The sequence below is a fragment of the Nocardia sp. NPDC046473 genome (assembly GCF_040645995.1).
Lineage (GTDB): Bacteria > Actinomycetota > Actinomycetes > Mycobacteriales > Mycobacteriaceae > Nocardia.
In genome coordinates this window covers 718,405-737,296 of sequence record NZ_JBEYZJ010000006.1, presented here as the reverse complement: position 1 = coordinate 737,296, position 18,892 = coordinate 718,405, and the positions used below count along the sequence as shown (strand labels likewise).

21 protein-coding genes are annotated in these 18,892 nt (G+C 67.1%); 14 read left to right on the top strand and 7 right to left on the bottom strand.

Features of this window, described 5'->3' with window-relative positions:
• Window positions 1-31 precede the first annotated feature (31 nt).
• The 7 genes from ABZ942_RS24920 (at window position 32) to ABZ942_RS24890 (ending at window position 5,896) form a co-directional block, all read left to right on the top strand.
• Entirely contained in the window at window positions 32-832 is an 801-nt protein-coding gene (locus ABZ942_RS24920) for a thymidylate synthase (protein ID WP_357385806.1), read from the top strand.
• Complete coding sequence (locus tag ABZ942_RS24915) at window positions 829-1,329, top strand: dihydrofolate reductase (protein WP_357385804.1); 501 nt, start codon at window positions 829-831, stop codon at window positions 1,327-1,329. Before ABZ942_RS24920 ends, ABZ942_RS24915 begins: the two co-directional genes overlap by 4 nt.
• Before the next feature lie 200 nt (window positions 1,330-1,529).
• Window positions 1,530-1,856 (top strand): cupin domain-containing protein, encoded by a 327-nt coding sequence (locus tag ABZ942_RS24910; protein WP_357385802.1) that lies wholly within the window; start codon window positions 1,530-1,532, stop codon window positions 1,854-1,856.
• A 137-nt stretch (window positions 1,857-1,993) separates the two neighbouring features.
• On the top strand, window positions 1,994-3,013 hold the full coding sequence (locus ABZ942_RS24905; RefSeq protein WP_357385800.1) for a Dyp-type peroxidase: 1,020 nt from the start codon (window positions 1,994-1,996) through the stop codon (window positions 3,011-3,013).
• Window positions 3,010-3,810, top strand: a complete 801-nt coding sequence (locus ABZ942_RS24900; RefSeq protein ID WP_357385798.1) for a family 1 encapsulin nanocompartment shell protein — start codon at window positions 3,010-3,012, stop codon at window positions 3,808-3,810. The genes ABZ942_RS24905 and ABZ942_RS24900 overlap by 4 nt, the downstream gene beginning before the upstream one ends.
• Window positions 3,811-3,932: 122 nt before the next feature.
• Window positions 3,933-4,457 carry a hypothetical protein gene (locus ABZ942_RS24895; RefSeq protein ID WP_357385796.1) on the top strand — a complete coding sequence of 175 codons (525 nt, stop codon included), beginning with the start codon at window positions 3,933-3,935 and terminating at the stop codon, window positions 4,455-4,457.
• Window positions 4,458-4,504: 47 nt separating this feature from the next.
• Entirely contained in the window at window positions 4,505-5,896 is a 1,392-nt protein-coding gene (locus ABZ942_RS24890) for a TerD family protein (protein ID WP_357385914.1), read from the top strand.
• 3 nt (window positions 5,897-5,899) lie between these two features.
• Here ABZ942_RS24890 and ABZ942_RS24885 read toward each other — a convergent pair whose 3' ends face one another.
• Window positions 5,900-6,568, bottom strand: coding sequence for a TetR/AcrR family transcriptional regulator (locus ABZ942_RS24885; protein WP_357385794.1), 669 nt, complete (start codon window positions 6,566-6,568; stop codon window positions 5,900-5,902).
• A 209-nt stretch (window positions 6,569-6,777) separates the two neighbouring features.
• On the opposite strand from ABZ942_RS24885, the gene ABZ942_RS24880 reads away from it, so the two are divergent.
• The 4 genes from ABZ942_RS24880 (at window position 6,778) to ABZ942_RS24865 (ending at window position 11,845) form a co-directional block, all read left to right on the top strand.
• Window positions 6,778-8,316 carry an amino acid permease gene (locus tag ABZ942_RS24880; RefSeq protein ID WP_357385792.1) on the top strand — a complete coding sequence of 513 codons (1,539 nt, stop codon included), beginning with the start codon at window positions 6,778-6,780 and terminating at the stop codon, window positions 8,314-8,316.
• A gap of 114 nt (window positions 8,317-8,430) precedes the next feature.
• Window positions 8,431-9,186, top strand: coding sequence for a DUF1989 domain-containing protein (locus ABZ942_RS24875; RefSeq protein WP_357385790.1), 756 nt, complete (start codon window positions 8,431-8,433; stop codon window positions 9,184-9,186).
• A complete protein-coding gene (locus ABZ942_RS24870; protein ID WP_357385788.1) occupies window positions 9,183-9,788 on the top strand; it encodes an urea amidolyase associated protein UAAP2 in 606 nt (201 codons plus the stop codon). Before ABZ942_RS24875 ends, ABZ942_RS24870 begins: the two co-directional genes overlap by 4 nt.
• 2 nt (window positions 9,789-9,790) lie before the next feature.
• On the top strand, window positions 9,791-11,845 hold the full coding sequence (locus tag ABZ942_RS24865; RefSeq protein WP_357385912.1) for a 5-oxoprolinase/urea amidolyase family protein: 2,055 nt from the start codon (window positions 9,791-9,793) through the stop codon (window positions 11,843-11,845).
• 6 nt (window positions 11,846-11,851) lie between these two features.
• Here the strand turns inward: ABZ942_RS24865 and ABZ942_RS24860 are convergent, their stop codons facing one another.
• From ABZ942_RS24860 to ABZ942_RS24850, 3 genes are all read right to left on the bottom strand, one after another.
• On the bottom strand, window positions 11,852-12,037 hold the full coding sequence (locus tag ABZ942_RS24860) for a hypothetical protein (protein ID WP_357385786.1): 186 nt from the start codon (window positions 12,035-12,037) through the stop codon (window positions 11,852-11,854).
• A 95-nt stretch (window positions 12,038-12,132) separates the two neighbouring features.
• Window positions 12,133-12,285, bottom strand: coding sequence for a hypothetical protein (locus ABZ942_RS24855; protein ID WP_357385784.1), 153 nt, complete (start codon window positions 12,283-12,285; stop codon window positions 12,133-12,135).
• Window positions 12,286-12,370: 85 nt separating this feature from the next.
• On the bottom strand, window positions 12,371-13,525 hold the full coding sequence (locus ABZ942_RS24850; protein ID WP_357385782.1) for an epoxide hydrolase family protein: 1,155 nt from the start codon (window positions 13,523-13,525) through the stop codon (window positions 12,371-12,373).
• A 63-nt stretch (window positions 13,526-13,588) separates the two neighbouring features.
• Here ABZ942_RS24850 and ABZ942_RS24845 point away from each other — a divergent pair, with 63 nt between their 5' ends.
• Window positions 13,589-14,539: a YafY family protein gene (locus tag ABZ942_RS24845; RefSeq protein WP_357385780.1), complete on the top strand. Its 951-nt coding sequence runs from the start codon at window positions 13,589-13,591 to the stop codon at window positions 14,537-14,539.
• A gap of 58 nt (window positions 14,540-14,597) precedes the next feature.
• On the opposite strand, the gene ABZ942_RS24840 is transcribed toward ABZ942_RS24845, so the two are convergent.
• The gene (locus ABZ942_RS24840; RefSeq protein WP_357385778.1) at window positions 14,598-15,614 is read right to left on the bottom strand and encodes an NAD(P)-dependent alcohol dehydrogenase; all 1,017 of its coding nucleotides are present in this window, start codon (window positions 15,612-15,614) and stop codon (window positions 14,598-14,600) included.
• Between the two features lie 92 nt (window positions 15,615-15,706).
• Between ABZ942_RS24840 and ABZ942_RS24835 the strand changes: the two genes are divergently transcribed.
• Window positions 15,707-16,378: a TetR/AcrR family transcriptional regulator C-terminal domain-containing protein gene (locus ABZ942_RS24835; RefSeq protein ID WP_357385776.1), complete on the top strand. Its 672-nt coding sequence runs from the start codon at window positions 15,707-15,709 to the stop codon at window positions 16,376-16,378.
• Between the two features lie 3 nt (window positions 16,379-16,381).
• Here ABZ942_RS24835 and ABZ942_RS24830 read toward each other — a convergent pair whose 3' ends face one another.
• Window positions 16,382-16,870: a MarR family transcriptional regulator gene (locus ABZ942_RS24830; protein WP_357385774.1), complete on the bottom strand. Its 489-nt coding sequence runs from the start codon at window positions 16,868-16,870 to the stop codon at window positions 16,382-16,384.
• A gap of 109 nt (window positions 16,871-16,979) precedes the next feature.
• Between ABZ942_RS24830 and ABZ942_RS24825 the strand changes: the two genes are divergently transcribed.
• Window positions 16,980-18,173: a GDSL-type esterase/lipase family protein gene (locus tag ABZ942_RS24825; protein WP_357385772.1), complete on the top strand. Its 1,194-nt coding sequence runs from the start codon at window positions 16,980-16,982 to the stop codon at window positions 18,171-18,173.
• Window positions 18,174-18,184: 11 nt separating this feature from the next.
• On the opposite strand, the gene ABZ942_RS24820 is transcribed toward ABZ942_RS24825, so the two are convergent.
• Window positions 18,185-18,874 carry a Uma2 family endonuclease gene (locus ABZ942_RS24820; protein WP_357385770.1) on the bottom strand — a complete coding sequence of 230 codons (690 nt, stop codon included), beginning with the start codon at window positions 18,872-18,874 and terminating at the stop codon, window positions 18,185-18,187.
• Window positions 18,875-18,892 lie beyond the last annotated feature (18 nt).

The window sequence follows — 18,892 nt, the reverse complement described above, 5'->3', positions numbered from 1 at the left end:
CCAGGCCGCGCGAAGACTAGAGTGGCCAGGCGTGGCGACCGATACCCAGTACGAGGATCTGCTCCGGCTGGTGCTGGAGTCCGGCACGAAGAAGTCGGACCGCACCGGCACCGGAACGCGCAGCATCTTCGGTCATCAGCTGCGCTATGACCTCGCGGCAGGCTTCCCTCTGATCACCACGAAAAAGGTGCATCTGAAGTCGATCGTCTACGAGTTGCTCTGGTTCTTGCGCGGCGATTCCAACGTGCGCTGGCTGCAGGACCACGGCGTCTCCATCTGGGACGAATGGGCGGGCGCCGACGGCGAACTCGGCCCGGTCTACGGCGTGCAATGGCGGTCGTGGCCGACGCCGGACGGCATGCACATCGACCAGATCTCCGAGGTGCTGCACACGCTGCGCACCAACCCCGACTCCCGGCGCATGCTGGTGTCCGCCTGGAATGTTTCCGAGCTGGACAAGATGGCACTCGCCCCGTGCCACGCGTTCTTCCAGTTCTATGTGGCCGACGGAAAACTGTCCTGCCAGCTGTACCAGCGCAGCGCCGACCTCTTCCTCGGCGTGCCGTTCAATATCGCCAGCTACGCACTACTCACCCAGATGGTCGCGCAGCAGACCGAACTGGAACTCGGCGATTTCATCTGGACCGGCGGCGACTGCCACATCTACGACAACCATCTCGAGCAGGTCGGTGAACAGCTCACCCGCGATCCGCTCCCGTTCCCGACGTTGCAGCTGCGCCCCGCGACGTCGCTGTTCGACTACGTCTACGAGGACGTGGAAGTGGTTGACTACCAACATCATCCGGCTATCAAGGCACCGGTGGCCGTGTGAATCGCACCATCGGGCTGATCTGGGCACAGACCCCCGACGGGGTGATCGGTTTCGAGAACACCATCCCGTGGCGCGTGCGCGAGGACATGGCGAACTTCAAGGCGGTCACCATGGGACATCCCGTGGTGATGGGCAGGCGTACCTGGGACTCGCTACCACCGAAGTTCCGCCCGCTGGTCGGCCGCCGCAACATCGTGGTGACCAGGCAGCCGGACTGGTCGGCCGCGGGCGCCGAACGCGCCGCGTCGGTCGACGAGGCACTCACGTTGAGCGGGCCGGACACCGTGTGGATCGCCGGTGGCGGCGAGATCTACCGCGCCGCTATGGATTTCGCGACCGACCTGCTTGTCACCGAGGTGGACACCACCGTCGCGGGCGATGCCTACGCCCCACAGATCGGTCCCGAATGGGCAGCCGACGAGAACGAGCCGTGGCACGAGTCGAGCTCCGGGCTGCGGTACCGGATCCGCCGCTACACCCGCCGCGAATCCGACTAGTCGGCAAACTCTCCGCATCGATCATCGCAGCCGCACAACACCGTTCGATCACAGAACACGACGGCCGCGCAAACCCGACTCGAGACCACGCACCGTCGGGCATACTTCCTGGTAAGTGGGGCCGGACCTGCGTCCGTCCGGGTCCCGAGCCGGTGCGACCAGCCCCCGCACCGGCTGTTGTCATTTGCGAAAGGCGGTCCATGGACAAGAAATCGCTGACTGCGGTTGCTCGACAACAGCTCAAGATCGCGAGCACCGCCACCAGCGGGCGGAGTTCGCAAACTATCTACGGTGGCCACGCGAATTCGCTGCGCCAGACCGTGGTCGGCCTCAGCGCGGGCCAGAGCCTGGCCGAGCACGACAACGCGGGCGAGGCCACCCTGCTGGTCCTCAGCGGCACGCTGACACTGATCAGTGGCGACAACGAATGGAAGGGTTCGACGGGCGATCTGCTCGTGGTGCCCAAGGCGCGGCACAGCGTGATGGCCGTGGACGACGTGGCGTTCCTGCTGACGGTCGCGAAGTAGTAGCCCTGGTGCCCGTGCCACCCGGCCGACGTGTCGGTGCCGGGCACTAGGCTGAAGATCATGAGTGAGCGCAGCGAGCGAATCATGTCACAGCGTGCATCGCGCGTGCCGGAGCTGAGCGCCAGCGAAGCGCAGGCATGAGTGAGCCGCAGCCGATCCTTGATCCGCTCACCCCGGCCGCCATTTTTCTCGTCGCCACCATCGATGAGGGCGGCGAGGCGGTTGTCCGGGACACCCTCGCCGATATCCAGGGTCTGCGCCGCTCGGTAGGCTTCCGCATTCCCGGCGCGGGCCTCACCTGCGTCACCTCGATCGGCTCCGCGGCCTGGGACCGGCTCTTCACCGGACCACGGCCCGCCGAACTGCACGACTTCCCCGGCTTCGTCGGCAAGCACCACACCGCCCCTGCGACGCCGGGCGATCTGCTGTTCCACATCAGGGCGGAAAATCAGGACGCCTGCTTCGAGCTGGCCATGACCATCGGCGACCGGCTGGTCGGCGCGGCCACGATCATCGATGAGACCGTCGGGTTCCGCTACTTCGAACAGCGCGACCTGCTCGGCTTCGTGGACGGCACCGAGAACCCGGAGGGCCAGGGCGCGTATTCGGCCGCGCTGGTCGGCGACGAGGATCCCGAATTCCGCGACGGCAGTTACGTCATCGTGCAGAAGTACCTGCATCCGATGGCGGATTGGCGGGCGCTGTCGGTCGAGGAGCAGGAGAAGGTGATCGGGCGCACCAAGCTCGACGATTTCGAGCTGTCCGATGCCGACAAGCCCGCCGACTCCCACGTCGCGGTGAACACCATCGTGGACGCCGACGGCACCGAGCGCGAGATCCTGCGCGCCAACATGCCGTTCGGCAGCGTCAAGGACGGCGAATTCGGTACGTACTACATCGCTTACGCCGCGACACCGAGCGTCACCGAGTTGATGCTCACCCGGATGTTCGTCGGCACCGAAGCGGCGGCCTACGACCGCATCCTCGACTTCTCCCTCGCGGTCACCGGCACGTCGTTCTTCGCGCCGTCCCTCGATTTCTTCGATGAACTTCCCCCGCCACCGGACGACGCCGGCGCAGCGGAAGCTGTGCAGCCCAACGACATCGGCTCGGGCTCACTCGGTATCGGCACGTTGAAAAGGAGCACGCAGGCATGAACAACCTCTATCGCGAACTCGCGCCGATCACCGCCGAGGCATGGTCGGCGATCGAGGAAGAGGCGACGCGCACCTTCAAGCGGCACATCGCCGGGCGCCGCGTCGTCGATCTGTCCGGCCCGCACGGCGCCGACTACTCCGCGGTCGGCACCGGGCACACCACCCCGATCACCGCGCCCGACGAGGGCGTGCAGGCCCGGCAGCGGGTGGTCGCGCCGCTGGTCGAGCTGCGAGTGCCGTTCCGGCTGTCGCGCGAGGAGCTCGACAACGTCGAACGCGGCGCGCTGGACCCCGACCTCGATCCGGTGAAGGACGCCGCGAAGAAGATCGCGTTCGCCGAGGACCGGGCCATCTTCGAGGGCTATCCGGCCGCGAATATCACCGGCATCCGGGCGAGTACGACCAACCAGGCGATCGCGCTGCCGAATGATCCCCGGCTGGTGCCGGAGGCGGTCACCCAGGCCCTCACCGCGCTGCGGCTGGCTGGCGTCGACGGACCGTACTCGGTGCTGCTGAGCGCGGAGCTGTTCACCGCCGTCAGCGAGACCTCCGATCACGGGCACCCGATCCGCACCCATATCGAGCGGCTCATCCCGGACGGCGAGATCATCTGGGCGCCCGCCATCGACGGCGCGTTCGTGCTGACCTGCCGCGGCGGCGATTTCGATCTGCGGATCGGCCAGGACCTGTCCATCGGCTACCTGTCCCACGACGCCGAGTCGGTGGAGTTGTATTTCCAGCAGAGCCTGACGTTCCTGGTGTACACGGCCGAGGCCGCGGTCGCGCTCGAAGCTTGATCAACCCGCACACCTGCTGATTTCCCGGGCCGGATCAGTGTGGGGAAGTCAGCAGGTGTGCGGCTTTACGGCGCGCGGTAGCGTGTGCCGCAGCACGCCGGAAGTAGGTAGGTGAGATAGCAATGGTGCGGGCGGGTGTGGTGCCGACACGGCGCGCGACGTTGTACAGCGCCCTCGGGATCCTGGCGACCGTCGCGGTGTGCGCGGTGGTGGTCGGCCTGTTCGGCGTGAACCGGGTGTTCACCGGTCTGCTGGCCGGCTCGGTCGCCGGCATCGCGGTGGTGGTGGCGCTGTTCACCAGGGATGCCGTCGTACTCACCGAACGGGCGATCTACCGGCGCACCCCGTGGACCGAATCCAGCATCGACTGGGACCGGGTGGTCGCAGGCCGCTTCACCCTCGACGAACGATCCCGCTGGTCGCTGGCGCTCGACCTGTCCGGCGGCGACGAACAGCACGGCGAATTGGTGCTGCTGTCCATTCCGCCGGTGCTGCGCCCGGTCTCCGGTGCCTACGACCTGCGCAAGCGCGAGCAGGTGAACGAGATCCGGGCGCTGTTGCGGCGCAAGCGGATTCCGATCACCGTGCTCCCCGAAATCGCGGGCGCGCTGCAGCAGCACTGGGAGATCGCGCCGCCGACGCGCTGATCAGGTACCCATTCGGCGCGTTTGGCGATACGTTGGCAAGTGTGTCGATGACGAAGGGCGCCAACGTTGCGGTGCCGATGTCCGCCGTCCGGATCGAACTGGGCTGGCAGAGCGGGCCCGGTGTGCCCGACGCCGACGCCTCGGCGCTGCTGCTGGTCACCGGGAAGGTGCGCAGCGACAACGACTTCGTCTTCTACAACCAGCCCGTCCATCCGTCCGGCGCGGTCCGGCACGAGGGTAAGCAGCAGGGACCGACCGTGCTCGACGTGCTGTCGGCGAACCTGGCGCAGGTGGAACCGCAGATCGACACCATCGTGATCGCGGCTTCCGCGGACGGCGGCACCTTCGGCCAATTCCGTGGCCTCTATGTGCGTTTGGTGGATCCGGGCAGCGGCGCCGAGGTGGCGCGGTTCGACAGTGTCGGCGCGACCACCGAGACGGCGTTCGTGCTCGGTGAGCTCTATCGCCGTCAGGGCGCGTGGAAGTTCCGTGCGGTCGGGCAGGGGTACGCCTCCGGATTGGCCGGTCTGGCCACCGATTACGGCATCTCGGTGGACGACGTTCCGGCACCGGCCGCGCCGCCGCACCAGTTCACCCCGCCGCCACCGCCCGCCGCGCCACCGCATCAGTTCACCGCGCCGCCGCCTCCGGCTCCGCCCGCACCGCAGTACGCGCCGCCGCAGGCGCAGTTCTCACCACCGACCCAGTACCCGCCGACGTCCGGATACCCGCCGCCACCCGGCGCTTACGGTTCGCCACCACCGAACATGGCTCCGCCACAACAGTTTTCACAGCAGCCCGGCGCTCCGGTCAACCTCAGCAAGATCTCGCTGACCAAAGAGTCACCCTCGATCTCACTGACCAAGCAGGGCGCCACGGGCGGCGTGATGCGGGTCAACCTGAACTGGACCGGTGCCTCCGCCGCCCCGCGCAAGTTCGGAAAACGCAAGAGCGCGGGCCTGGACCTGGACCTGTGCTGTTTCTGGGAGATGACCGACGGTACCAAGGGCGCGATCGGCCCACTCGACAGCTTCGGCTCGTTGCGCAAAGCCCCCTTCATCCAGCTCGATCAGGACGACCGGACCGGTGCCGTCGCCGCAGGCGAGAACCTCGACATCAACCTCGACCACACCGCGAAGTTCCGCAGAATCCTGGTGTTCGCCTCGCTGTACGCCGGCGCGGACGACTTCCGTGGCGTAAATGCCACCGCCACGCTGTACCCGGTCGGCTCACCGCCGATCGAGATGCTGGTCGGCGGGTGCACCGACAATTCGCGCGAAATGGTGCTCGCGTTGATCGAGAACATCAACGGCGAGTTCGTAGTTCACCGCCAGGGCGTCTTCATCAGGCCGCCCGCGGGACGTCCGATGTGGGGCAAGATGGAAGTCGACCAGGCTTACGGCTGGGGTCTCAAGTGGGGACGTAGCGCGGGCAAGTAGGGCTCAGGCCGGGTCGAGTTGATCGAGCAATCGCTGCGCCGCAACGCGTAGCGCGTTCAGATCACCGGGCCAGCCGAGCACGCGCAACGCCGCCTCCGGGATGGTCCGCTCCGCGTCGGCAGGCGCTGCGCCCTCATCCGAGCGCATACTGATCACCATCTCGACCAGCCGGAACGGCAGCGCCTCGGCACCGACGATGCCCGCGCCACCCGCCTCGGCCAGCACCGCGGCCGCCAACGTCTCGTAGTGCCCGCGCAGATCGTCACGCCGCAGCCGGAACGCCGCAAACCGCTCGGTGCGCAGCTCCGGAAGCAGATACAGCGCACCGAGATTCCAGCGCGCCGCACACAGTTGACGCACGTCGAAGGCGGCGAGTGCGTAAAGCCGTGTTGGCACCGGCGCCGACACATTCCCCAGTCGCTCGGCGAGTTCCAGTGGGGCAGCTATGGTTTCGGCAAGCAGCGCATCGAGGATGTCATCCTTGGCGGCGAAGTGGTGATAGAGCGATGCCTGACGGATGCCGACCGCGTCGGCGACCACACGGGTGGAGGTGTTCGCGTAGCCATTGGTGGTGAACAGCTCCCCGGCGGCGTCGAGGATCTCGGCGCGCGGCGTCTGGCCGCGACGACGTCGTTGCTCTACCCGAGGACGGCCGGGGCCGAGGTTTGCCACAGGGCCCATTCTGGCAGGTCTCCGCTGGGCCGATCCGCTACGGTCGGTCCCCCGATAGCCGGTGGCGAGGTTTCTGTCACTCGACAGAAACCTCGGCAACGCAGAAGTTACCGGGGTTACCGCAAGCGATACACGCGGGTCACCGAAAGCGCGATCGTCACCGCAAAACTGTCATCTGATAGGTATTGGCCGCTCGCCGAAGGACCCTCATGGCCACAACGTTCGCCCCCGCCCCTCCGCCCGACACCAGCCGCGACGGCGCCGATCTGGCCCGCTTCGGCTACCAGCCCGTGCTGCATCGCAAGCTCGGCCGCTACGCCTCGTTCGCGGCGGGCTTCTCGTTCGTCTCCATCCTCACCACGATCTTCCAGTTCTTCGGCTTCGGCTATTCGTTCGGCGGCGCCGCCTTCTTCTGGACCTGGCCGATCGTGTTCGCCGGGCAGTTCCTGGTCGCGCTGAACTTCGCCGAACTGGCCGCGCGCTACCCGATTTCGGGCTGTATCTACCAGTGGTCGCGCCGCCTCGGCGGTGAGCTCGTCGGCTGGTTCGCGGGCTGGATGATGGTGATCGCGCAGATCGTCACCGCCGCCGCGGCGGCGATCGCACTGCAGGTGGTGCTGCCGTCGATCTGGAGCGGCTTCCAGTTGGTCGGCGACGACACCGCGCTCACCTCGTCCTCCGGTGCGACGAACGCGGTACTGCTCGGCAGCGTCCTGCTGGTGATCACCACGATCGTCAACGTGATCGGCATCGACCTGATGTCGCGGATCAACTCGATCGGCGTCACCGTCGAGATCGTCGGCGTGCTGGCGATCATCGCGCTGTTCTTCACGCACACCGAGCGCGGGCCCGGGGTGGTGCTGCAGACCGAGCAGGCCGTGCCAGGCTCGTATTGGGCCGCGTTCCTGGTGTCCGGACTGATGGCCGCCTACGTGATGGTCGGCTTCGATTCCGCCGGTGAGCTTTCCGAGGAGACCAAGAATCCGCGCCGGGTGGCGCCGCGCACCATCCTGACCGCGCTCGCGGTGTCCGCGCTCGGCGGCGGGCTGCTGCTGATCGGCGCGCTGATGGCCGCGCCGAGCCTGTCCGACGGCTCGCTGGCCTCCGAGGGCCTGGCCTACGTGCTCACCTCGAAGCTGGACAGCCCGGCGGGCAAGGTGCTGCTCGGCTGCGTCGCGGTAGCGATCATGGTGTGCACCTTGGCGATTCAGACGGCCGGGTCGCGGCTGATGTTCTCGATGGCCCGGGACGGGAAGTTGCCGTTCGCCCGGCGGCTCGCCGCGGTGCATCCGCGCTTCGGCACCCCGGTATTGCCGTCGGTCATCATCGGCGTGCTCGGCATCGGTCTGCTGGTGCTCAATCTCGGCAATGCCGCGATCTTCGCGACGTTGGCCAGCGTGTGCATCGTGACGCTGTACCTGGCGTATCTGCTGGTTACCGTGCCGCTGCTGGTGCGGCGGATCAAGGGGATGCCCGCGGACGAAGCAGCGGACGCAGGACTGTTCAGCTTGGGCCGCTTGGGGATTCCGGTGAACGTGCTCGCCGTGCTGTGGGGCGTCGCGATGGCGGTGAACCTGGCCTGGCCGCGCGCCGAGGTCTACACCCCGAACGGCGGCGACTGGTGGATGCTCTGGGCCGCACCGCTGTTCGTGCTGCTGGTGATCGCCGCCGGTGTGGTCGTGCACCGGTTCGTCCTGCGCACGCCGAGTATCACCGAAAACCAAGAATCCGCAACACAATCCGCCTGATCGGTGGCGCGGTGGCGCAGACCGCCACCGCGCACCCGTTCGTATCCGACCGGCCGGCCGAGAAGCGCTTGCCAGACGAATGACCGAGGCCGCACCCAGCGAAGGGGGCAACGAATGACCAGCAGCACCGCATCCACCGAAAGCGCAAGGGCACACGCGCGATCCCAGGCCGCCGCGGCGACCATCGAGGGACCCGAACTGCCCGCGGGCATCGAGCGGGCCAGAATCAGCTTCGCCCAGCGTATTCCGCCGGACGGTTACGTGAATATCGTGCTGGGGCGCGGAACTCGGATCCGATTGACCGACCCGGCAGGCGCCGCCTGTGCGCATCTGCTGCTGGTGCGCCCCGATGCGCCGTGGGAGCGGCTGAATGTCGCCGACACCGTGAAGGTTCCGTGGCAGGCCTATCTCGGCGACGGCCATCCACTGCTGTCCGACCAGGGTCGCATTCTGGCCACCGTGCTTGCCGATACCTCGAGCCGCCACGACACCCTGTGCGGTCCGACCGCCGAGGCACGGCAGCTGCTGCATCTGGCCGGCGCCAAGCACGGTCTGGAGCCGCGCGATATCGGGCCGACGGTGTCGTTCTTCCGCGGGGTTCGAGTGGAATCCGACGGCGCGCTGACCGCCACCGGCAGCGCGGCCCCCGGTTCCTCGGTCGACCTACTGGCGCACCTCCCGGTGCTCCTGCTCGTCGCCAACGCCGCGCACCCGCTCGACGACCGCGCCACCACGGATCTCGATGTCGTCGCCTGGGCCGCACCGGAGGATCTCGCCGTCATCCACAACACCGACCCGGAATATCAACGGGCCGTGGACAACACCGAACGCGCCTGGACGGCCGCACTAACCTTGGAGGTAAGGCAATGAGCACTGTCGTACTCGACGAGACCGTCCCGGCCCGTGCCCCCTGGTCGGCAGTGGTCAAGGCCGGCGAGCAGTGGGAGATCATCGATCTGCACGGCAATCAAGCGGTGGACTGCCTGTTGTATTCGGCGGCGGACCACACCGATCGCTACAGCGCGCAGGCCACCATCGCCGCGCAGCGCAATATCTTCCTGACCACCGGCAGCGTGCTGCTGACGGACGCGGGCACCGCCTTGATGACCGTCGTCGCCGACGAGGTGGGCAATCACGACACCATCGCGGGCGCCTGCTCCCAGGAGTCGAACACGCTCCGCTACGGCCAGCACACCCGGCACCAGCATGCCTGTGTGGAGAACTTCCTCACCGCGGCGCTGCGATGGGGCCTCGGTAAACGCGACCTGGTGTCGAACATCAACTGGTTCATGAACGTTCCGGTGGAGGCCGACGGGACGCTCGGAATCGTCGACGGATTGTCCGCTCCGGGAAAGAAAGTCACCCTGCGCGCCGAGGTCGACACCCTGGTGTTGGTCTCCAACTGCCCGCAGATCAACAACCCCTGCAACGGTTTCGACCCCACGCCGGTGCGGATGGTGGTGTCGAAGTGACCATCACCGAGCTATCCGCTACCAGCGAACCTTCGACCGACCCCGCACCCGGGTACCCGTCCGTCGAAGTCGTCCGGCCCGGAATGCTGACGACAGTGCAGGATTGGCCGGGGCGGACCGGATACTGGCACGTCGGCGTGCCGCCGTCCGGTCCGATGGACGATCTGTCGTTCCGGCTCGGCAACCGGGTGCTCGGCAATGCCGAGGGCGCGGCCGGGCTGGAGTGCGCGCTCGGCGGTCCGGCGCTGAGGTTTTCGGCACCTACTTGGGTGTGTGTCACCGGCGCACCGACGGACGTCACGGTGAACGGCGTTCGCGTGGAACAGTGGCGGACCATCCAGATCCCCGCGGGTGCCGTGCTCGATGTCGGTGCGGTGCGCGGGCCGGGGATGCGCTGCTATGTCCTGCTCGCGGGCGGCATCCAGCTATCCGAATACCTGGGCAGCACAGCGACCTTCACGCTCGGTCGATTCGGCGGCAGTGCGGGCAACGCGCTGCGGGTCGGGGAAGCATTGCCGCTCGGGCCGTTCCGCGACCCGATCGCGACGGCCGTCCCGATGGACGACCAGCCGGTGCTGGCCAACCGCTGGGAGCTGGCGGTGACCGAAGGCCCGCACGGCGCACCGGAGTTCTTCACCCGCGCCGACTTCGACACCATCATCGGCACCGACTACGAGGTGCACTTCAATTCCGACCGCACCGGCGTCCGGCTGATCGGACCGAAACCCGACTGGGCCCGCACCGACGGCGGCGAGGCGGGCCTGCATCCGTCCAACATCCACGACACTCCGTATTCGGTTGGCGCGCTGGACTTCACGGGCGACACCCCGATCCTGCTCGGCCCCGACGGACCGAGCCTCGGCGGCTTTGTCTGCCCGGTCACCGTGGTCGCCGCCGACCGCTGGAAGCTCGGGCAGTTATCCCCTGGCGACGCAGTGCGTTTCGTGCCGATCCGCAGCGATCGCGCCGCCTCGATTCGCGACCTGGGCGCCGGGCGCAGAGCCGCCTGGCCGACCGTGCTGTCCGCCGGCGGCGACGGTGACGACGGCGTACTGCGGCGCACCGAGGTCGACGACGAGACCGGCGTGACCTATCGCCGCGCGGGCGACGACGCCGTGCTCGTCGAATACGGCGCCATGACACTGGATCTCGCGCTACGCGCCCGCGTGCACGCCCTGCATCAGCACCTGCTCGCCGCAAGCGTGCGCGGCGTGACCGAGCTGACCCCCGGTATCCGCTCGCTGCAGATCCGAGTCGACCCCCACCTCCTGTCCGTGCCGTCCCTGCTGGATCTGCTGGCCGAAGCCGAACAGCACCTGCCCGCCGCCGATCAGCTCGTCGTCCCCAGCCGCACCGTGCACCTCCCCCTGTCCTGGGACGACCCCGCCACTCGCGAGGCGATCACCCGCTACATGCACGGCGTCCGCGCCGACGCTCCCTGGTGCCCGTGGAACATCGAATTCATCCGCCGTATGAACGGATTGGCCTCGGTAGCAGACGTTTACGACACCGTCTTCGGTGCCGAGTACCTCGTCCTCGGCCTGGGCGACGTGTACCTCGGCGCCCCGGTCGCCACCCCGACGGACCCGCGCCACCGCTTGGTCACCACCAAATACAACCCCGCCCGCACCTGGACCCCGCAGAACGCGGTCGGCATCGGCGGCGCCTACCTGTGCATCTACGGCATGGAGGGCCCCGGCGGCTATCAGTTCGTCGGCCGCACCACCCAGGTGTGGAATCACCACGCGGGTCCGCTCGCCGGTCGCCCTGGTGCGGACCGGCACCCCTCCGGCGACGAAACACCTTGGCTGTTGCGCTATTTCGATCGAATCTGCTGGTATCCGGTCGAGGCCGACGAATTGCTCGATCTACGCGCAGATTTCGCCGCGGGCAACGTCGAGGTGCGGGCCGAGGACGGGGAATTCCGGCTCGCCGACTATCGCAGGTTCCTCGCCGAGAATGACACGGCCATCACCGAATTCCGCGCCGTACAGGCAGCAGCCTTTGCCGCCGAGCGTAACTCGTGGCAGCTCGCCGGTGAACTCGCCGCAGGATAGCGGCGGTCAGGTCATCGTCGTCGCAACGACGGGTCCGCTCCAGCCACAAGGCAATCCGCACGTGGCGACGACCAACTGCTCGGTCTCGTCGTCGTCGAACTGCGCGGTGATCCGCGCCGCGTGTGCGGGATAGCCGCACAGCGGGCACTTGCCGAAATAGTTCAGGACCGGATCCACACGCGACGAAACCATCGTGCGATTCCTACGACTCGGCAACCCCAATGTATCCATGACATTCCTCCCGACCTGATGGTGCGCCACCGGTCGGGCCACGGCAAGCCCCGAATTCACCAGCCGAACAGCTCTGCCATGTCGATCGCCTCGTCGTCCCACGCGCGTTCGATCGCCGCGCGCTCGGCCTCCGGGAGTTCGGGCGACCACCCGCAGCGGCGCCAGAAGTCTTCCCGGTGTTCCTGGGTGAACGGTTTGGGTTTATCCATGGGCTGCACCTCGCCGACGGTCCTGTTCCCATGATGGGCCTGCTCCGACTGCGACATGCCGGAACAGGCCCACGAGCTTCGGTTTTCAGCGCAGGTCGCGGAAGAACTCGCGGACGTCCGCGGTGAGCAGCTCGGGCTCCTCCAGCGCGGCGAAGTGACCGCCGCGATCCGCCTCGGTCCATCGGGTGATGGTGTTCTCGGGTTCGGAGTAGCGACGGATGCCGACGTCATGGGCGAGAATCAGTGCGGCGGTGGGCACTCCGGAGTTCGTCTTCGGCGCTCCCCACGCATCGGAGTGGGCATAGCCGACATACGCCGCCGACCCCGCAGTTCCGGTGAGCCAGTACAACATCACGTTGGTCAGCAACCGATCTCGATCAATGATCTTGTCCGGGTCGACGTTTCGCGGATACGTCCACTCCCGGAACTTGTCCATGATCCAGGCGAGCTGTCCCACCGGCGAATCCACCAGCCCGTAGGCCAGTGTCTGCGGACGGGTGGACTGAATCGCGATGTAGCCGAACTCTTCCCGCATGAACGCCTCGATCCGGCGAACCCGATCGCGCTCGACCTCGTTCAGGCTCGCCAGTTCCGCCTCGGACAGCGGCAGCTGCGGCATCGGCCCGGGTCCGCCGTTGACGTGCACGCCCACCACGCTTTCCGGCACGATCCGGCCGACCTCCGGGCTCACCCCGGCACCGACGTCACCGCCCTGCACGCCGTAGCGCTGGTACCCGAGCCTGCGCATGAGTTCGACCCAGGCTTGCGCGGTTCGCTCGATCCGCCAGCCCGACTCCGTGACCGGACCGGAGAAGCCGAAGCCCGGCAGCGACGGAATCACGAGGTGGAAAGCGTCTTTCGGGTCGCCGCCGTGCGCACGCGGATCGGTCAGCGGCCCGATCACGTCCAGGAACTCGACCACCGAACCCGGCCAGCCGTGCGTCAGTAGCAACGGCAGCGCGTCCGCCTCCGGCGAGCGGACATGCAGGAAGTGGATGTTCTGCCCGTCGATCTCCGTCAGATACTGCGGGTAGGCGTTGAGCTGCGCCTCGGCCACCCGCCAGTCGTACTCGGTGCGCCAGTAGTCGACCAGCTCGCGCAACCAGGTAGTCGGCACGCCGGTGTCCCAGCCGTCGCCGGGTAGTGGGGCGGGCCAGCGCGCCGCGTCGAGCCGAGTGCGCAGGTCATCGAGCTGCTGCTGCGGGATGTCGATGCGGAATTCGTGGATTTCATTGCTCATGAAATAGACGTTATGACCCATCTAGGACAGCTTCTGCCCTAGCTTTCCGGCAGACTGAAAACCATGTTGGAAACCTCCGCGCGACTGCTGCGCCTGCTGTCGCTGCTACAGACTCCCCGCGACTGGACCGGCACCGACCTGGCCGAACGCCTCGAGGTCGATGTCCGCACGGTGCGCCGCGACATCGACAAGCTGCGCAACCTCGGTTACCCGGTGGATGCCACGCCGGGCGTCGCGGGTTATCGGCTCGGCGCGGGCGCGAAGCTGCCGCCATTGCTGCTGGACGACGACGAGGCGGTGGCGGTCGCGATCGGCCTGCGCACCGCGGCGGGCGGCACCATCACCGGAATCGAGGACAGCTCGCTGCGTGCGCTCACCAAGCTCGAACAGGTGCTGCCGTCCCGGCTACGCCACCGCGTCAGCCTGCTGCAGTCGGTCACCGTCACGGTCCGGGCCGGTGGGCCGACCGTCGACCCGGACACGCTCACCGCGATCGCGGGCGCCATCCGCGACAGTCACCGCCTTCGCTTCGACTACCGAAGCCATGACGGCACAACATCTTTGCGCACCACCGAGCCACATCGCTTGGCGCACATCGGCCGCCGCTGGTACCTCATCGGCTGGGACGTCGACCGCGCCGACTGGCGCACCTACCGTTGCGACCGCCTGCAACCCCGCATCCCGACCGGTCCCCGCTTCACCCCGCGCGAAGCACCCGACGTCGACCTGTCCGGCTATCTCTCCCGCGGAGTGGCGAGCTCGCCGTACCGCTATTCCGCCCGCGTCACCCTCGGCGTGCCTGCCGAGATCGCCGCCGATCGCATCGCACCCACCATCGGCGCCCTCGAAGCCGTCGATGACGAAACCTGCTTGCTGCGAACAGGATCGGACTCACTCGATGAATTGGCCGTCTATCTCGCCACTTTTGGCTTTCCGTTCCGCGTGCACGAGCCGCCGGAACTCATCGCGCACATTCGCGAGCTGACAGCTCGGCTCGCCCAATCGGTCGATTAGGAAACCGGCACGGCGGCAATCGCTTCGACTCCCTATCCCTCGACAGGAAGAGTCGGGCTCAGACGACGATGACGGTCTTGCCCTGGGCGTGCCCGTCCAGAATGTGCTGCACCGCCTCGGCCGCACGAGCCAACGGATAGCGCTCTTCGATCAGTGGCCGGAGTTTGCCCGCTGCGGTCAGCCCGGCGAGGAACTCCAGATCGGTGCGACGCGGACGCATGAGCAGAATGCCGATCTGCTGGCCGACGAACAGGTTGGCCAGCACCATCTTTCCCATCCAGGTGATCGGGCCCGCCCAATTGCCGCCGGGTGCACCGGCCGACGAGACGAAGATGCCCTTCGGGGTGAGTATCCGTCGGCAGTCCCGCAGCGATCGGTTGCCGATCAGGTCGAGCATGACGTCGTAGCGCCGTCCGGTCGCGGTGAAATCGTCAGTGGTGTAGTCGATTACATGGTCAGCACCCAGTGATCGCATAATCTCGAGGTGGCGGGTGCTGCACACGGCGGTGACCTCGGCGCCGAGCGCTTTGGCAAGTTGGATCGCAGCGGTGCCGACGCCACCGGATGCGCCGTTGATCAACACGGTCTGTCCGGCCTGCAGCTGACCGACGTCGCGCAGCCCCTGCAGCGCGGTCATGCCCGAATCAGGAAGGGCCGCAGCCTCTTCGATGGCGAGCCCGGTCGACGCGAGGGCAAGCCGCCGCTCCGAGACGCAGGCGTACTCCGCGAAGGCGCCCGAGTTGACCGAGCCGAAAACCGTGTCACCGGGCCGAAATCCGGTCACGTCGCCGCCGACCGCCACCACGTCCCCGGCCAGGTCGTGCCCGATGATCGGATCCTTGGGTCGCCGCAGGCCGAAGCCGAGCCGCAGCAGGTAGGGCGTGCCGGTGAGCAGGTGCGCATCGCCCTGGCAGACCGACGCGGCGCGGACCCGGACCAGCACCTCGCCGGGGCGCGGATCGGGCCGGTCCACCACCTCGGTCCGGAGCACCGAACTGTCACCGTACTGCGGCGCGACCACCGCCGTCATCGTGCTGACATCGACCGTTGATTGCGGACTCTTGGCCTCGGACATGGGATTTCCTCGCCTGAAAACTGATACTTACAGCGTAAGTCACTCACCGCAGACGGTACGCTTACACCGTAAGTCCGTCAAGAGAGGGGCCGATGCCCAAAACGTCCGCCAACGGTGCCGCACGCGCGCCGCTCAACCGGGAAAAGGTGCTGCACACCGCCGTTCGGTTCGCCGACGAGCACGGCCTCGCGGCCCTGTCCATGCGCCGACTGGCACAGACGCTCGGCGTCGAGGCGATGTCGCTGTACAACCACGTCACCAACAAGGACGACCTACTCGACGGCGTCGCCGATCTGGTGGTCGCCGAGATGGGCGTGCCCGAGATCGGCGGCGACTGGAAGGCGACCATGCGCGCGCGGGCGACCGCCGCGCACGAGGCACTGCTGCGCCACCCGTGGGCCAACGGACTGATCGGCACCAGACTCAACGTCGGCCCGGCCATGCTGCGCTACATCGACGCCACCGTCGGCTGCCTGCGCGCCGCGGGGTTCTCCTATCAGCTGGCCGATCGGGCGTGGAATGCGATGGACAGCCACATCTACGGATTCACCTTGCAGCAGGTCAACTTCCCGCTGCAGCCGGACGAATACGCTTCGGCCGCAAAGCAGTTCCTGCCGCTCATCCCGGCGGATCGGTTTCCGTACATGAACGCGCTGTCGCAGTTGGTGATCGACGGAAAGCACACGGGCATCGCCGATTTCACCTTCGGACTGAACTTGATCCTCGACGGGCTCGAACGGCTCCTAGAGGAATCCTCCGACTGAGCGTCACACCTCGGCCGACCGGTCGATGCCTACCGTCGCCTCCGGATTGGTGACATCGCGAACCACCCGCAGTGCGGCGATCAGCCCGTCGAGCTGCGCGGGGGTCAGCAGCCCGGTGAACCAGCGCTCGACCGCGTCCAGATAGTCGGGCAGCACCTCTTCGAGCCGCGCCGCACCCGGTTCGGTCAACACCGCGTACGCACTGCGCCGATCGCCAGGGTCGAGTTCCCGCTCGACCAGCCCGGCCCGGGCCAGCCGATCGACCAGCCGGGTGACGCCGCTGGTGGACAGCGTGGTCTGCGCGGCGAGATCGGTCATCCGCAGCCGGCGATTCGGCGAACGACTCAGGCGCATCAGCGCATTCAGGTCCAGACCGGACAGGCCGTGTGACTTCCAGACCGGTTCCAGCTTGGTGACCACCCCTTCGAACGCCTCGAACAGCAGACCCATCGTGGTCAGCCGGGGGTCCTCGAACAGTTCGGTCGCATCCATGCCACCAACCTACCCGAAGTAGTTGCTTCGAGGATAGTTGACACGCGGAATACTCCGCTGTAGAAATATGCCAGCGCAATATTCCGCACGACAACTACTGGAGCTTTCGATGTCTGACACCACCGCCTGGGTCGCCGGTTTCCGTTCCGCGGTCATCAGCCCGTACGAGCAGGTCAAGCTCACCGAATCGCGGGCGTTCGCCGACGAGACCGTGCGTCAGGTGCTGCACCTGGCCGGTGGCGGCGAGCAGTTCCGGATCCGGTTGACCAACCTCTTCGGGCAGACCCCGCTGGTCATCGGCGCCGCGCGCGTCGCGCTGCGCAAGAACGGCAGCGAGATCGTCACGGAGACCGACGCCGTGCTGCGGTTCGACGGCGCGGACCAGATCACCATCCCGGTGGGCGGAGCCGTGGTCAGCGACCCGGTCGAGCTGGCCGTGAATGCGGGCACCGATCTCATGCTGAGCCTTTACCTGCCCGAGCCGACCGGTCTCGCCACTCTCTCCCATCAGCCGAGCGAAACCGCCTACGTCGCAACCGGAAACGTCACGGCGGAGCCGAATCTCGCAGATCCCGAAGAAGTTCCCGCGCGCTTCTTCGTCACGGGCGTCGATGTGCTTGCGCCCGTTGGCACACCGATCGCCGTCGCACTCGGCGACTCATGGTTCGAAGGCGTCGGCTCGACGATGAGCGCGAACCTCCGTTCGGTGGACGCCCTCAACGCCCGCCTCGACCACGGCTGGGCCGTCAATCAGGGCATCGGCGGAAATCGCCTGCTGGCCAACGAGATCGGCGTGCCCGGACTGGACCGCTTCGACCGAGACGTCCTCAGCGTCCCCGGCGCGCGCACCGTCCTGATCAACTTCGGCATCAACGACCTGATCCTCGGCGGCATGTCCGGCGAACCACCCGCCACCACCGACGAACTGATCGCCGGCTTCACCGAGATCGCCCGCCGCGCCCATGAAGCAGACCTGACCATCCACGCCGCCACCATCGGCCCCTACGCAGGCTGCATCTACCCCGGCATGCCACTCGAGGAAACCCAGCAGACCCGCCGCGAAGTAAACGAATGGCTGCGCACCACCACCGTTTTCGACTCGGTCTTCGACGTAGCTCGCGCCGTCGAAGACCCCGCCCGCCCCGGCTTCATCGCCCCGCACTACGACTGCGGCGACGGCATGCACCTCAACGACGCGGGCCACCGCGCCATGGCCGAAACCATCGACATCACCCGCCTGTCAGTAGACGAACTCCTCGCCCCGGCTGCCACCTCGGATCCGGCAGCTCACCGACCCGCCTGACAGCTTGCCCATCAGGGCAACAAAGCCCCCGGATCGATGGCGAATTCGAAAGGGCTGTGCAGGGTGACGGTGTCGCCGGCCGAGACCCGATGGGTCAGCTCGTAGGCCTGGTCGTCGCCGAGTTCGTGGGCGAACAAGACCGGCAACGACTCACCCGGCAGCTGGCCCTTGAACGAGTTGATCTCGAATCGCCAGTAGTTGGGGATGCCTGCCTCGGCATAGACAACGGGCTTGACCATTCGGTCTTGCAGAGTGGTCGACCTGGAAACCACCTCGACAACCAGTTTCACCTGGTCAGCTGGGATCCCTCGAGCATCCCAATCGATCGGGCCGCTGGCCGCAACGAGGTCGGGAATCGGTTCGTCCGCACCGATCAGGACACCGACACCGGGCAGCGTGAGGTGACCGGGAGGCAGAGCTGTGTCGAGGGCACGTCCTAAGCCCTGGATCAGCAACTGGTGCCGAAGATTCGGCGCTGCGGTCACTACCAGCAGGCCGTTCAGCACTTCGTATCGCAGTCCGTTTTCAGGCAAGTGGTCGAGATCTGTCGCTGTCCAACGGTTACCGCGCGGAACCGGCATCATTACCGGGACAACCTCCTGTACGAAGGATGCGAACCAGAGTCCGCCGATCTCGGACGAATCCAGTTCACCGAGACTCGACGAAACCGCCGGTGCGGAGCACTTGGCTGTGCTCCGCACCGGCGGATTGTCATTCCG

What these genes read in the sequence shown, in the direction of transcription:
- ABZ942_RS24910 (WP_357385802.1), top strand. Translation starts at nt 1,530, where the DNA reads ATGGACAAGAAATCGCTGACTGCGGTTGCTCGACAACAGCTCAAGATC.
- ABZ942_RS24905 (WP_357385800.1), top strand. Translation starts at nt 1,994, where the DNA reads ATGAGTGAGCCGCAGCCGATCCTTGATCCGCTCACCCCGGCCGCCATT.
- ABZ942_RS24900 (WP_357385798.1), top strand. Translation starts at nt 3,010, where the DNA reads ATGAACAACCTCTATCGCGAACTCGCGCCGATCACCGCCGAGGCATGG.
- ABZ942_RS24895 (WP_357385796.1), top strand. Translation starts at nt 3,933, where the DNA reads ATGGTGCGGGCGGGTGTGGTGCCGACACGGCGCGCGACGTTGTACAGC.
- ABZ942_RS24890 (WP_357385914.1), top strand. Translation starts at nt 4,505, where the DNA reads ATGACGAAGGGCGCCAACGTTGCGGTGCCGATGTCCGCCGTCCGGATC.
- ABZ942_RS24880 (WP_357385792.1), top strand. Translation starts at nt 6,778, where the DNA reads ATGGCCACAACGTTCGCCCCCGCCCCTCCGCCCGACACCAGCCGCGAC.
- ABZ942_RS24875 (WP_357385790.1), top strand. Translation starts at nt 8,431, where the DNA reads ATGACCAGCAGCACCGCATCCACCGAAAGCGCAAGGGCACACGCGCGA.
- ABZ942_RS24870 (WP_357385788.1), top strand. Translation starts at nt 9,183, where the DNA reads ATGAGCACTGTCGTACTCGACGAGACCGTCCCGGCCCGTGCCCCCTGG.
- ABZ942_RS24860 (WP_357385786.1), bottom strand. Translation starts at nt 12,037, where the DNA reads ATGGTTTCGTCGCGTGTGGATCCGGTCCTGAACTATTTCGGCAAGTGC.
- ABZ942_RS24855 (WP_357385784.1), bottom strand. Translation starts at nt 12,285, where the DNA reads ATGGATAAACCCAAACCGTTCACCCAGGAACACCGGGAAGACTTCTGG.
- ABZ942_RS24850 (WP_357385782.1), bottom strand. Translation starts at nt 13,525, where the DNA reads ATGAGCAATGAAATCCACGAATTCCGCATCGACATCCCGCAGCAGCAG.
- ABZ942_RS24845 (WP_357385780.1), top strand. Translation starts at nt 13,589, where the DNA reads ATGTTGGAAACCTCCGCGCGACTGCTGCGCCTGCTGTCGCTGCTACAG.
- ABZ942_RS24840 (WP_357385778.1), bottom strand. Translation starts at nt 15,614, where the DNA reads ATGTCCGAGGCCAAGAGTCCGCAATCAACGGTCGATGTCAGCACGATG.
- ABZ942_RS24835 (WP_357385776.1), top strand. Translation starts at nt 15,707, where the DNA reads ATGCCCAAAACGTCCGCCAACGGTGCCGCACGCGCGCCGCTCAACCGG.
- ABZ942_RS24830 (WP_357385774.1), bottom strand. Translation starts at nt 16,870, where the DNA reads ATGGATGCGACCGAACTGTTCGAGGACCCCCGGCTGACCACGATGGGT.
- ABZ942_RS24825 (WP_357385772.1), top strand. Translation starts at nt 16,980, where the DNA reads ATGTCTGACACCACCGCCTGGGTCGCCGGTTTCCGTTCCGCGGTCATC.